The sequence below is a fragment of the Chryseobacterium sp. ERMR1:04 genome (assembly GCF_001297705.1).
Lineage (GTDB): Bacteria > Bacteroidota > Bacteroidia > Flavobacteriales > Weeksellaceae > Chryseobacterium.
In genome coordinates this window covers 581,568-595,437 of sequence record NZ_LIRF01000004.1, presented here as the reverse complement: position 1 = coordinate 595,437, position 13,870 = coordinate 581,568, and the positions used below count along the sequence as shown (strand labels likewise).

Below are 13,870 nucleotides of genomic sequence, written 5' to 3'. Positions count from 1 at the left end.
TAACACAATCTTTGTCATTCCGTAGGAATCTCAACAATGATTTTCACAGTTTAATTTCTACAAAATGAGTTTAGATTCCTACGGATGACAAACTAGATGAATATAGAAAATCGTTTGTTTTTATTCAAATATCTGTTGAATAACTTCTAAGGAAGTGGGTGTTTTAAAATCTGTAATATGATAATGATAATAGACTAAAAGACTGTCTAAGAAACTTTTTCTAATGAATTGAGGAATTTTTATCTGATACGGATTTTCTGATGAAATAATGCTTTTCCATATCAATGAAACATCCTCTGTAAAAAGCTGATGGCTTGATGTAAAAGAGAACGTTCCTGTTTCGGGATCTAAATATTTTCCTTCATCGATTAGAGGGGCAACCCCTTGAATCTTTAGAATTTTAATTAGAAATATCAAATGAGACTGATAATTCCGTTGCGTTAATTCATCCATAAATTCGTCAATACAGAAGAAAATAGCAGGATTTTTATTTTCATTTCTTAACACCTGATTGAGAAAATCTGAAATGAAAAATATAACGGTATTGGCTTTAATATCAGTGTAGATATCATTGTTCTTAATCAGTTCAAACTTAGAGACCGACTGAATGCCATTGCCTCTGGCTATATTAACAGAAAAGTTAAGCTGGTGTAAAGGCAGAAGCAAAGCTTTCTTTTTATTTCTTTTGGTATAAACACCTTTTAAGAAATAGGTCTGAAAGCCTTCATCTTCGGTAAAACAATGCAAAACAGCATCATTTTCGCCATATTTTATAAATGAAAGTAGAAATCCGTTTTGAGAATTCATTAATTAACGACGGCTATTTTTGCAGTAGCTTTATCAGAACCATCTTCGTTGGTCATGAGTACAAAATAAATCCCAGAAGCGACTCTAGCTCCTTTCATATTGTTAAGATCCCATTCATAATACCCACCTCTGGCAACAGCTGAATGCACTACATTTCCTGCAACATCTGCAATTCTTATATTTGTTTTTTCTGCTAACCCTTTTATCGTAACTTTTCCTTTAAAGTTTGAATAGACCACAGGATTTGGATATACCAATACGTTACCGAAATTTGAGGTAACATCTGCTACATCACTTTGGTAAGTAACAATTCCGTCAAGAGTAACGAAGTAAACCTTTCCGGTTTTGTTATCAACTTTAATATCTGTAACACTATTTGTGGGTAGTGGAGAATTTTCTTTTGTAAAACGTTTTATTACCTGTTCACCATTAGATGATAGATAATATATACCACCGCCGTCTACAGAAACCCATTTGTGATTTCCGCCATCTACTTCAATTTGTAAAATAGTATTATCTCTAAATAGCTCTTCTGCAATGCCATTTTGTTCTATTACAATAGCTTCAGTCTGCGGAGAAGTTTCAGTGATCGCAGATTTTGGGTTAGAAAGAATTCTTAATCCAGTTCTGGTACCAATCCAGACATTGTCGTCCTTATCTATTGTAGCGGAGACTGTACCACCATTGGGTAGATTATTACTTTTGTTGATAAATTTTAGTGGGGTAGATGTAGAGGTGGGGTTATTACCATACTCCTTCATAATTAATCCTCCTGGATCAAAAAAAGGTGAAGGAATATAGATAATACCGTCTTTTGTAAATGGTTTTTGTGAGCCTCCAGCATTAATTATTGGAACAAGAGTGAAATCATCAGATGATTTATTGTAAAAATAATATCCAGTGTTTGCAGAACCTGTCTTTATTGCTGTTACAGCTACAAATAATTGATTGTCTTTATCAAAGGTAAGTCCTGTAATACGATTTTCTAAAGGATCACTGGGATCATTATTTTTATATACTTTTTTAAAAACATCATTCTCCATTTTATAAATACCTTTTTGACCTTGATTATAGATAAGGTTTGTGAAATATACTTCACTAGGATTTGATGGATTCGGGGCAACGTCCAGAATATTGAAAGTAATAGGATTATTAATGAAATAATCTGGATAGATCCATTTGCTACCATCAAAATGATAATACCCAATATTCCTACCTGGTGGTGGATCGTTATATGCTTCTTTACCTCCTGTAGAAACCCATACCTGATCATTTAAAAGTGAAATTTTATACGATGTATTTTTATAAGGACCATCAGGTTTAAAAGTATTATTTGCATCATTTTTTATGCCAGATAATATTGTCCCTCCATATACTTTTCCGCCAACGGTCGTGGCGGTATTACATTCTTCACCAAAGCTTGAAGCACTACCCGCAGTTCCACTTGTATTAAAAGTATATACTCTCGCCTGATCTGTTACAATGATGTTATTTGAGTTTACAACTACATCATGAACGTTTGTAAAGGTCTGTCCAATAGGCGTAGATACACCATTGTTATAAATGTAAGAAGTAGTAGGTGATGAAAATGTAAGTACGGATTCTGAATCTATATGAGTGAAATTCCCTGGCATTTCTGTTGCCCAAGTTGTAAATACAGGGAAAGTCGTATTCAGTTCATGGGTTTTTAATCCTGTATTGGTTACAGAATATACTTTGTTCCCAAATATCACTGCTTCATTACTCGCTTGATAAACTCCACCATTCAAAAAGAATGCAGAATCTTTAAATTCTTTTTTCTTTAAATCGAAAATAGAAACTCCATATCCTACAGAAACCACTGCCTGATCTCCTGTAATAGAAATATGATTGATTTTTTTACTTCCATTATAACCTGTAGCAATAGGAATATCTACCACGTAGGTCACTCCATTGGGTGTTACCACATCTAAAGATCCGTTTTGATACCCTATAAGTCCTATTTTAGTTTGCGGATTATAATCGAAAGCTGTTATTTTCACCTCATGCAAGCCGTTTGCTTTAGACAGCTTGGTAATTTCTCCTGTGGAAATTGTATAGTAGAAAAGTCCGTTTTCTGCGGCTGCAACTATTTTTCCGTTATCTTCTTTCATGGCTATAACGTTGTTATAGGAGAATAAATCTGTCCATTTTTTTGAAGAAATAGTTTGAGCATGTACGAGTTGTAGGGATGCTAAAATACCAAGAGAAATTATAGAGAGTTTTTTCATATTATGCTATTATAGAGCTATCTATTGCCTGATTATTCCAAGAAATATGTTGTACGTTTTTGTTAGTGTCAAAAAAGAAATCAATTCTACCTAAAAGAAGACCTGCCCAACCCACTTGGTTAACCAAAACTTTTTTGCCCTGTCTGTTAGTGAAAGTTTGAGGCTCCGGCAAGAATGTATGGGTATGACCGCCTAAAATAATGTCAATGTTTTCAGTTTTGGCTGCCAGAATTTTATCACTTATTTTATCAGGTTCGTCTTTGTAATCGTAACCGATATGCGATAGGCAAATCACAAGATCACATTTTTGTTCGTTTTTAAGGAAATTTGAATAATGTTGAGCAACATCTACCGGATCGGAATATACCGTTTCACCATATTGCTTTTTGCCAACCAATCCATCCAACTGAATTCCTACTCCGAAGATCCCAACTTTAATTCCGTTTTTGTTGAAAATCTTATATTGAGAAGTCTTTCCGTCAAGAATCGTATTTTTAAAATCATAATTTGAACAGATAAAAGGGAATTTCGCATTAGGTAATACCTTTAAAAATCCATCTAAACTATTATCAAAATCATGATTTCCCATGGTTGAAGCATCATACTTCATCATGGACATTAATTTAAACTCCAATTCGCCTCCGAAGAAGTTGAAATAAGGAGTTCCCTGAAAAATATCACCTGAATCAAGCAGTAAAACATTACTTTCCTGATTTCTGATTTGTTGTATTAAGCTTGCCCTTCTTGCAAAACCTCCCTGATTTGGGTTTTTGGTATAGCTTGCATCAAAAGGTTCTATTCTGCTGTGTTGATCATTGGTATGAAGAATCGTGAGTTTATTTGCAGATTTTAAATCAAGAATTTTTAATTCTTCCGCCATCATCATATTCGGAGCTAAAGCCATTGCTAGAGTTCCGCCACCTATTGCTTTTAAAAACTTTTTTCTATCCATTACTTCTTACCAATAAAATTTAAACGAACGTCTGTATTAGGAACCACTTCAGAGTTTTTCTTGAAAAAATCAACGAAAAGATCTCTTAATTTAATTCCTGTCGGGATGGATTCTCCTTTTCCGAAGAATTTCATGTTGTCGCCTCCCAAAGCCAGATAATCAGATGTTGCGATGTAATAATCCTGAGTTGGGTTTATCGCTTTCCCATTGATTAAAGACTTGGTTAATTGTCCGTTGTTTGTTTCAATGTATAAATGAGAAACCGGATTGTTCACCTGAGTTTTTGCATAATATTCAAAAAGTCCTGGAAGATCGATTCCTTTTATTTTAACAATGATTACTTCATTTTCGAAAGGCATTACTTCAAACACATTTTTCAATAAAATATCGCCTTTCCCGATCGTTGTACGGATTCCTCCGATATTAATCAAAGCGGCATCTACATTTTTTTTAAGATGAGTCTTTGCCCATTCGTCTGCTCCATCGAATGTGTAGTCTGCTAAAAGATTTCCCAAATTGCTATTGTCTCCCTGTTTGGTAAGGTCTGTATTGGTATGAGAGATCTTTTGATTCATCTCTTTGTCCAATTTTTGCTTATAAGGTTCAATAATTTTTACAAACTCCTCGTCATTCTTTAGCTCGTTATTAATAGAAATATTTTTCTGTGTCTGCACGTTCGCAACTTGTAACAAAGTTGTTTTACAAGCAGTAAGTGTAGCCAGAGCAATTCCCAGTAATAAGAATTTATTTTTCATAATTTCTTTTAGTATATGCAAATATAATTATATGTATAATAAAACATTATTATTTATTATAAATTCTTGGTCTAAATTATTAAATTTGACGAAAATAATTTTAACAGATGAGTATTTTAAAAGGAGTAGGTGTAGCTTTGGTAACACCCTTTAATGAAGATTTATCCGTTGACTTCGATAGTTTAACGAAACTTGTTGAATATAATATCGAGAACGGAACCAGTTATTTAGTTGTTTTGGGAACTACAGCGGAGGCGGCAACGCTTTCTGATGAGGAGAAGAAACAGGTGGTAGATCATATCATTAAGGTGAACAGTAAACGCTTGCCTTTGGTATTGGGAATTGGTGGAAATAATACGCTTGAAGTTAAAAAACAAATTGAAGAAACAGATCTTTCTGCTTTTGAAGCGGTATTGTCTGTGTCTCCGTATTATAACAAACCTAATCAGGAAGGGCTTTATCAGCATTATAAAGCATTAGCTTCTACAGGAAAGAATATCATTATTTATAATGTTCCGTCAAGAACAGGACAAAATGTAGAGGCAGAAACAACTTTACGTTTGGCGAAAGAATTCCCGAATTTATTCTTAATTAAGGAAGCGTCTCCAAACATTCTTCAGTATTTTGATATTCTGAGAAAGAAACCTGAAGGATTTTCTTTAGTTTCTGGTGATGATGAATATACACTTCCTGTAACTTTAGCAGGTGGTGACGGTGTAATCTCTGTAATTGGACAAGGATATCCAAAGGAGTTTTCAACTATGGTGCAGTTGGCTTTTGAAGGTAAGGTAAAAGAGGCTTATGAGATTCATAATAAATTAGTGGATATCACAAGATTGATTTTTGCTGAAGGTAACCCTTGCGGAATTAAAGTGATTTTGACAGAAAAAGGAATTATTAAAAATTATTTAAGACTTCCTCTTGTTCCTGCTTCAGAAGGATTGTATGCAAAGATTAAAGCTGAAATGGCAAACATTTAAAAATGAATGGTGAATTTTCCCGTAACATTTTAAAGTTGCAATAAACATATTAAGGTGAGAAGTTTAAAACTTTTCACCTTTTTTATTTTTCTATTAGAGTTTTTGCAAACCCTATTTTAAGATAAACTTGTTTCAACTTTTTATTTAACCACAAAAGGTATTTGGATATTGCTGCTCTTTATTAGAAAACAAAAGTTCACAAGAAAGGTAAAAATCAAAGATTTTTAAAAAACTTAAGTGTTCTTCTAGATGCAAAGAATTTAACTTGAAATAAACTTAAGTGCTAAAAATATTTTGCCTCTTTTGCGGTTAAATTTAAAATTAGTTTAAAAAGACTTAATATATTAAACCTTAAAATAATGAAATTTATAAAAGCTACAGAAAACGATATCCCTTTGATTCAGGATTTGGCAAGAAGATCTTGGGAAAATGCATATGCAGAAATTCTTTCTAAAGAACAGATGGAGTATATGCTCAGTACAATGTATTCTCAGGAAGAGATTTCCCACCAGATGAAGAATCCTGATTATCATTATTATTTAATTCAGGATGATCGTACAGGTTCATTTGAAGGATTTCTAGGCTACGAAATCGGCTATGAATTGAATACTACAAAACTTCATCGTATTTATTTAGCTCCTGAAAGTAAAGGAAAAGGATTTGGGAAAGAAACGTTACGATTTTTAAATAAAGAAGTTTCTGAGAAGGGAAATAAGAGGGTAATTCTGAATGTGAATAAATACAATTCTGCGAAAAAATTCTATGAATCTCAAGGTTATAATGTATACGATGAAGGCGTTTTTGATATTGGGAATAATTTTTTCATGGATGATTATTTAATGGAGTTAATAATTCACAAATAATTGACTTAAAATTGTGTAATATTAAATAGTAATTCTATAACAGGTGATGTTGGTATTTGAATCATCTTTGTATCAGAACCAAATCACATTACAATAATACATTCATATGCTTGGTTTTAAGCTTTTTTAGCTATTATCAGTATATTTTTTTTCATCCTTAGTGTTTAAATTCCTGTATTCAACAATACAGGAGTTTTTTGCGTTTTAACAAAAATTAGCAAATTTATTACTCTAATTCACTTTTAATTGAAATAAAGTATTATATTTACTGAAATATTAGCACAATTATACTGAGATGAAAATGTATGTAAAATTTGATTTCAATGCTCTTTGTAAGAAGATTTTGGATGAAAAACTTAAAGAGCATGGTTTGAAGTATCGTTTGCTGAATTTTGGGGAGGTTGAATTTTATGAATCCCTGACTCAGGAGCAGCATTCTATTTTCAAGAAAAATCTTGAAGATTACGGTATTGAAATTATTGAAAGCCAAAGAACGGCTTTGATACAAAAAATAAAAGATGCTATTGTAGAGTTGGTTTTTTCTGAAGAAACGATACAAGTAAAAGCGTCTATTTATATAGCAGAAAAACTGAATCATAGCTATGGATATTTGTCTAACCTCTTTTCTGAGGTGACCTATACTTCTATAGAAAACTTCATTATGCTGCAAAAGATTGAGTACGCAAAAGAGTTGATCATTAGCAATAAGCAAAGTCTTACAGAGATTGCTCTTAAGCTTAATTATTCTAGTGTGGCCCATTTGAGTACACAGTTTAAAAATATGACAGGAGTTACGCCTTCTCAGTTTCAAAAAATTATTATCAAGAGAAGAAAAGCACAAAGTATGATCATGAATACCAGAGTTCAATATGAATAGAGAATACCTGAGTGTAATATTGGTAGATGATGACGAAGGAAACCGTATTGTTTTTAAAAAGATTCTTAAAGAATTAAAAATAGGGGTTAAGATTCAGAGTTTTGGTAACGGAGGGAATCTTATGGAGTATCTGAATAGTCAGGAAGCTCTTGTCCCAGAGATATTGTTTATGAATTATAATATCTCGATAAAAAACAGTTTAGAATGTCTCTCGGAGATTAAAACTGATTTTAGGTTTGATAATATGGTGACAGCCGTTTATGCTGAAAATTTATCTGAAAGTGAAATTGAGGATGTCTTTGTAAACGGAGCCAATGTTTTTATTAAAAAGAAAGAAGATTACACGGCTATGAAAAAAGTGCTTTCTGAAGTGATCACAATAAACTGGCAATATTATACCTCCGGTCTTAATAGAGATAATTTTATTATGAAAGTGTGATGGATAATAAGTTTTTAAAATTTATCTACAACGGAAAAATATAGTATTTATTACATAATATTCACACAAAGGTGAAAATTTTATAACTAATAATTAAAATGATATAAAAGTTTTTCCTTAACATATTACCACTTTTGTAGAAGTAAATGAGCAACACAAATTAGCTATATAAAAAGCAATAAATGAATGAGAGATAATTGTTTCACCTAGAAACTTAGATTATATAAATCACAATGTTAGTTAAAACAAAATGAATTATATCAATTTCCAATTTTATAAAGCGTAGAAGATCTTTAAACAAAACGGTACAATCATGAAAACTCATAGTAGGTTAAGGAAATATTCGTTTCATTTTATACTTTCCTTAATCGAAAAACAGTTAGTTTTTATAATAAGCAAATTGGAAACATAATTCATTTTGTTTTTTTAAATTTATTTTAATAGCTGTGGCTATAAAAAATACTTCAAGTAATAGTATAAATATTTTCACACCAAATCACAAGATATTAAAGTTTATAGCTATTAAAGTAAATTTTTTAAAACGACCAAAAGTAATTTCTTCTAAATAACAGTTTTATAAGGGGGCCGCGTAAAGATTATTTCTTCTCGCGGTTTTTTTATGAAATTTTACTCCACTTATTTTTACCTTTATAGTACCTGATATAATAGTTCTTGATCACCAAATTTTCGGGTTTTGATAATAAAGGATCGGTTTCCAGAATTTTTTCTACCGATTTTTTTGTAGTTTTTATAATCGCAGCATCATTTACAAGATCTAGCCTTTTAAAATCTAATACACCACTTTGTTGCGTTCCTAAAATATCTCCGGGACCTCGCAATTGCATATCTACCTCAGAAATTTTAAAGCCATCATTGGTTTCGGTCATGGTCTTGATGCGGGTTCTGCTTTCTTTGGATAGTTTTTCTGAAGTCATGAGTATACAGTAGCTTTGCTCAGCTCCACGACCCACACGACCACGCAATTGGTGAAGTTGAGACAATCCAAACCTTTCTGAACTCTCAATAACCATTACCGAAGCATTCGGAACATTCACCCCAACTTCAATTACCGTTGTAGCCACCATAATTTCTGCTTCTCCTGAAGCGAAATAATTCATCGCTGCATCTTTTTCAGCAGGTTTCATTTTACCATGAAGCATAGAGACCTTATAATCCGGGAAAGAATTCATCACATGCTCAAGGCCTTCCATTAAGTTTTTATAATCCAGCGTCTCAGATTCATCAATTAATGGATATACAAAGTACACCTGTCTTCCTTTTTTGATCTCATCTCTACAGAAATTGTAAACATAATCTCTATCTTTTTCGCGTCTATGGGCTGTAATAATGGGTTTTCTTCCAACAGGCATTTCATCGATCACAGAAACATCAAGATCAGAATAAAAACTCATTGCCAATGTCCTTGGAATAGGCGTAGCGGTCATCACCAGAATATGTGGTGGGATTTTATTTTTAGCCCAAAGTTTAGCCCTTTGTGCCACTCCAAATCGATGTTGCTCATCAATAATCGCTAATCCAAGATTTTTAAATTTAACCTTGTCTTCCAAAACAGCATGCGTTCCTATTAAAATAGAAAGTTCACCATTTTCTAATTCCTGATGAATAATTTTTCTTTCAGATACTTTGGATGATCCTGTCAGAATACGAACATTGATGCCTGTTTCTGTCAATAAATCTTTAATTCCGTTAAAATGCTGCTGTGCTAAAATTTCAGTTGGTGCCATAAGACAGCTTTGAAAACCATTATCCATTGCAATCAGCATCGTTAATAGAGCAACCATTGTTTTGCCGGAACCTACATCTCCTTGTAGCAGCCTATTCATTTGGATAGGCCTTTTCATATCCATCCGAATTTCCTTTAATACTCTTTTCTGAGCATTGGTAAGTTCAAAAGGAAGATTGTTTTCATAAAAATTAGTAAAATAATCTCCAACGACAGGAAACGGATTACCGTGAGATTGTGTTTTATGATGAAGCTTTTTTAAACCAAATCCTAATTGAAAAAAGAATGATTCTTCAAATTTCAATCTGTTGTTTGCCTTTTCAAAATGATCTAAATCTTTCGGGAAATGAATATTTAGATACGTATGTTGTCTAGACATAAACTTAAAAGAACTGATCATATAATCCGGAAGATTTTCCTGAATAAGACTAGGAATTTCTTTACAGATATTTCTTAATACGCCCTGAAAGAATTTTTGATGCAATCCTCTTTTAGTCAGTTTTTCTGAACTTGGATAAATAGGACTTAAACGATTCTCGCTTTCTTTTTTCTCATCAATTTCGATTTCCGGATGGGGCATTGAATATTGATTATTGAAAAAATTGATCTTTCCAAAAATATAGATATCACGGTTGATGGGAAGTTGCTCTACCATCCATTTTGAATATTGAAACCACACAAGATCCATCATCCCGGTTTCATCATTGAATTTTGCAGAAAGTCTTTTTACTTTCCCGGTCTGAATTTCCTGAACATGCGTAATCTTTCCTTTTAACTGAATCTCAATCGTGCTTTCCTGAAGATTGGCAATTTTATATACCTTGCTTTTATCAAGATAACGAGTAGGATAGAAGGTAAGAAAATCTTCCACCGTAGAAATTCCCAACACATTTTTAATGAGTTTAGCTTTATCAGGACCAATTCCTTTTACGTATTCAATGGATGTTTCTAGCGTCATTTTTATCTGAGATCCGAGGGTAGTTTTAAATTTAAAATAAAGTCTCGAATTTCGGGAAAATAAAAAAGACTTCCAACAAAAAATTGAAAGTCTGATTTCTTTATATAGATTTTTTGGGCTCGAAACCCAAATAACCAGTTAATCTTTTATTTTAGATTTAAATTTCTTCTGATAATCTTCCCATTGTTCTCGGGTACGGATTTTTTTATATAAATCTTTTGAAATTAATTCTAAATAAGGTTCTAGCTCTTTTGCCGATAGTTCTCCTTGAAGAATGGTAATGGGTCCTCCTTTTTCATCCAGAAAAACAGTACTTGGAACCGCTGCTACATTAAGATACTGAGTGAATTCGTGTAATGAATTTTTTCCTTTTTTCTGTTCTGTATTAGGATTTGAAAAGGTTCTGTCAAATATTTCAATAGATTTTTTTTCCTCAGCATTAAACTTTACCGGATAATAATTTTCATTTAAAATATCTGCAATCACCTGATGACCGTATGTTTTCTTGTCCATTATTTTACATGGAGCACACCAATCTGCATAAAAATCGATCAATATTTTTTTTGGATTTGCTTTTTGAGCCTTTAAAGCCTCTTCAATGGTCATCCATTTTACCTGAGCAAAGCTAAAACTTGCTATAAATATAAATAGTATGCTTATAATTTTCTTCATAATTTGGTATTTGAATAATAAAAATAAGCATAATATTCTTATTTCTATTTTACTTCCTGCATTAGTTTTTTCACGAATGGAGAGATCAAAATTAGCACAACTCCGGCAATTATTGCATATAATCCTAATTGTTTATATCCATCAGTATAAGTGATTAAAGCATCATAGTTGGTAGAGCCTTCTTTTGCTGTTGCCAAACCTGCTCCAATGATTCCTGCAACGTATTGACCATACGCTGATGCCAAAAACCACATTCCCATCATCATTCCCTGAAGGTTTTTGGTGGAAAGTTTGGTCATAATAGATAATCCGATAGGAGAGAGACAAAGCTCTCCCAAAGTAATAACCAATAAAGCTATAGTAAAGAAATTCAATGAAGTGATTCCCTGTAATGTAGCAAAAAACTTAGTCGCAAATAATACATAATAACCAAGTCCCAAGAAAATAAATCCGAGACCGAATTTAATGATGGTATTTGGTTCTATTTTTCTTTTGTTCAGCCAGATCCAAAGCAAACCGATAAGAGGAGCTAAGAAGATAATGAAAAATGCACCTCCGGAGTTATTTACCCCATTCGGATCTAATCCTAAAAGATCTTTATTTAAGTTTTTAGCAGCGAAAATACTTAGAGAACCTCCACTTTGCTCGTAAATTCCCCAGAATAGGATAGAAAACAATATGAAAACCAACGCAGCCCAAAGTTTTTTACGTTCTGCAGCGGTCACTTGTGTCATTTCATAAAAAAGATAGATCAACGTAAGTGGCCCGATGGTATACATGAAATAGTCTGTATACTGCGTCTTTGCCACCATTACCATAATAATTGGTACGAAGATCAACGATAAAACATACACTCCATATTCCTGCCATTTGGGAATAGGGGCAGATTTTGTTTCATTATCTGGATGTCCCGGCTGAAGCCCGATTGTTCCTAAACTTTTTTGGGTAAAAACAAAATTGATCAAACTAATCACCATTACAATAGCAGCAAATCCAAAAGCAAGATGCCATCTTAGTTCTTCGGGGATAAAACTCGCAAAAAGTTCTCCTTTCCCTATAGCAATACATAAATATCCTCCAAGCAAAGCTCCAAGGTTAATTCCTGCATAAAAAAGAGAGAATCCTGCATCAGCTCTTGAATCATTAGGTTTGTAAAGCTGGCCAACCATTGATGAAATATTCGGCTTAAAGAAACCTGTTCCTACAACGGTAAATGCAATTCCAAGGAAAAAGTATTTGTGTGGATCTGTTGCTAAGATTAAACTCCCAACGATCATTAATAATCCACCCCAAAACAAGGACTTTCGAAATCCTAATATTTTATCGGCAAAAAGCCCACCAATAAAAGTAAAGGCGTACACAAACGCTTGTGTAGCACCGTATTGAAGGTTGGCCTCTTTTTCGTGGAAATTAAGTTGTGAGATCATGAAGAATACCAACATTCCGCGCATTCCGTAGAAACAAAAACGTTCCCACATTTCAGAGAAAAATAAGCTCCAGATCTGTTTTGGATATTTTCCTTTGAAATTTTGTATTTCATCTAAAGTTAAGCTCATAATTGCTTTATAATTATTTATTTTGAGTGATTATTTTCCTGATCCAATTCGAAACGGATTCTATCCTGATCAATGATTTGTTTTAATTCTTCTTCTTTCGGAAGGTACAACAAATATTTGCTTGCAAAGAGGTTGTTTTTATCGTTCAACACGGAGTATTTTACAATGGTTTCATCTTTTTCTGAACAGAGTAAAATTCCTATGGTAGGGTTGTCTCCTTCATTTCTGTTCAAATCGTCATACATTCTTACATACATATCAATTTGCCCGATATCCTGATGAGAAAGTTCACCGGTTTTTAAATCAATAATGACAAAACATTTTAAGATATAATTGTAAAAAACGAGATCAATATAGAAATCTGAAGTATCGGTAGAAATATGTTGCTGTCTTGCGACGAAAGCAAAACCTTTTCCGAATTCTAATAAAAATTTTTGAATGTGATCAATAATAGCGGTTTCAATTTCTTTTTCGGAAATCTTTTCATCATTTTTTAATCCTAAAAATTCAAAAATATATGGATCTTTTAAAACACTGTGGATGGTTTCGTTGGAAGATTTTTTGTGATCCAAAACTCTTTCGTAGGATAGGGAATTGATTTGTCTTTTCAGATCTCTGGAGTTCCAATTGTTTTGGATAGATTCATTAATATAGTAATTCCTTTTTTCTGAATGATCTAGTCTTATCAACAACCTGTAATGAGTCCAACTCAATTCGTGACGCAATGCGTCACATATTGGTAATGCCTGGTAAAAAGAACGCATATTCCTTAGATTACTTTCATCAAATCCTTTTCCAAATTCTAAAGTCAGTTTTTTTGAAAGATTCTTTAGAGTAGAAGCTCCATAGATTGCTCGCTCTTTTCCTTTTTGTTCATCTTCTACAATCAGTTGCCCGATTTGCCAATACGTGAGCAATAAAGTAGAATTCGCTATTCGAAAAACTTTTTCGCGCGATTGCCTAATGATTTCCTTTACGGATTGAAATAAAGAATCTTCGGAAATTTCCATCGTACGAA

The 13,870-nt window shown here is 32.8% G+C and carries 12 protein-coding genes; 4 read left to right on the top strand and 8 right to left on the bottom strand.

The features are described 5' to 3' along the window. Positions 1-120 precede the first annotated feature (120 nt). The 4 genes from recO to AMQ68_RS10135 are packed head-to-tail and all read right to left on the bottom strand — an operon-like array spanning position 121 to position 4,763. The gene (gene recO, locus AMQ68_RS10150; protein ID WP_054510510.1) at positions 121-807 is read right to left on the bottom strand and encodes a DNA repair protein RecO; all 687 of its coding nucleotides are present in this window, start codon (positions 805-807) and stop codon (positions 121-123) included. Continuing rightward, complete coding sequence (locus AMQ68_RS10145) at positions 807-3,056, bottom strand: hypothetical protein (protein ID WP_071254754.1); 2,250 nt, start codon at positions 3,054-3,056, stop codon at positions 807-809. The genes recO and AMQ68_RS10145 overlap by 1 nt, the downstream gene beginning before the upstream one ends. A gap of 1 nt (position 3,057) precedes the next feature. Beyond that, positions 3,058-4,008 (bottom strand): bifunctional UDP-sugar hydrolase/5'-nucleotidase, encoded by a 951-nt coding sequence (locus AMQ68_RS10140; RefSeq protein ID WP_054510509.1) that lies wholly within the window; start codon positions 4,006-4,008, stop codon positions 3,058-3,060. Continuing rightward, on the bottom strand, positions 4,008-4,763 hold the full coding sequence (locus tag AMQ68_RS10135; RefSeq protein WP_054510508.1) for a 5'-nucleotidase C-terminal domain-containing protein: 756 nt from the start codon (positions 4,761-4,763) through the stop codon (positions 4,008-4,010). Before AMQ68_RS10135 ends, AMQ68_RS10140 begins: the two co-directional genes overlap by 1 nt. 107 nt (positions 4,764-4,870) lie before the next feature. Between AMQ68_RS10135 and dapA the strand changes: the two genes are divergently transcribed. The 4 genes from dapA to AMQ68_RS10115 all read left to right on the top strand — a co-directional run bounded on the left by dapA (position 4,871) and on the right by AMQ68_RS10115 (position 7,922). After that, positions 4,871-5,743, top strand: a complete 873-nt coding sequence (gene dapA / locus AMQ68_RS10130; protein ID WP_054510507.1) for a 4-hydroxy-tetrahydrodipicolinate synthase — start codon at positions 4,871-4,873, stop codon at positions 5,741-5,743. A gap of 359 nt (positions 5,744-6,102) precedes the next feature. Next, complete coding sequence (locus AMQ68_RS10125) at positions 6,103-6,606, top strand: GNAT family N-acetyltransferase (protein ID WP_054510506.1); 504 nt, start codon at positions 6,103-6,105, stop codon at positions 6,604-6,606. Positions 6,607-6,901: 295 nt separating this feature from the next. Beyond that, positions 6,902-7,483 carry an AraC family transcriptional regulator gene (locus AMQ68_RS10120; RefSeq protein WP_054510505.1) on the top strand — a complete coding sequence of 194 codons (582 nt, stop codon included), beginning with the start codon at positions 6,902-6,904 and terminating at the stop codon, positions 7,481-7,483. Next, entirely contained in the window at positions 7,476-7,922 is a 447-nt protein-coding gene (locus AMQ68_RS10115) for a response regulator (protein ID WP_054510504.1), read from the top strand. Before AMQ68_RS10120 ends, AMQ68_RS10115 begins: the two co-directional genes overlap by 8 nt. Positions 7,923-8,539: 617 nt before the next feature. On the opposite strand, the gene recG is transcribed toward AMQ68_RS10115, so the two are convergent. The 4 genes from recG to AMQ68_RS10095 all read right to left on the bottom strand — a co-directional run bounded on the left by recG (position 8,540) and on the right by AMQ68_RS10095 (position 13,862). Beyond that, positions 8,540-10,624 (bottom strand): ATP-dependent DNA helicase RecG, encoded by a 2,085-nt coding sequence (recG, locus tag AMQ68_RS10110; protein WP_054510503.1) that lies wholly within the window; start codon positions 10,622-10,624, stop codon positions 8,540-8,542. 138 nt (positions 10,625-10,762) lie between these two features. After that, positions 10,763-11,296 carry a thioredoxin fold domain-containing protein gene (locus AMQ68_RS10105; protein WP_054510502.1) on the bottom strand — a complete coding sequence of 178 codons (534 nt, stop codon included), beginning with the start codon at positions 11,294-11,296 and terminating at the stop codon, positions 10,763-10,765. 44 nt (positions 11,297-11,340) lie between these two features. Continuing rightward, positions 11,341-12,852, bottom strand: a complete 1,512-nt coding sequence (locus AMQ68_RS10100; protein ID WP_054510501.1) for a peptide MFS transporter — start codon at positions 12,850-12,852, stop codon at positions 11,341-11,343. Between the two features lie 17 nt (positions 12,853-12,869). Then, entirely contained in the window at positions 12,870-13,862 is a 993-nt protein-coding gene (locus tag AMQ68_RS10095; protein ID WP_054510500.1) for a YhcG family protein, read from the bottom strand. Between the last annotated feature and the right edge of the window lie 8 nt (positions 13,863-13,870).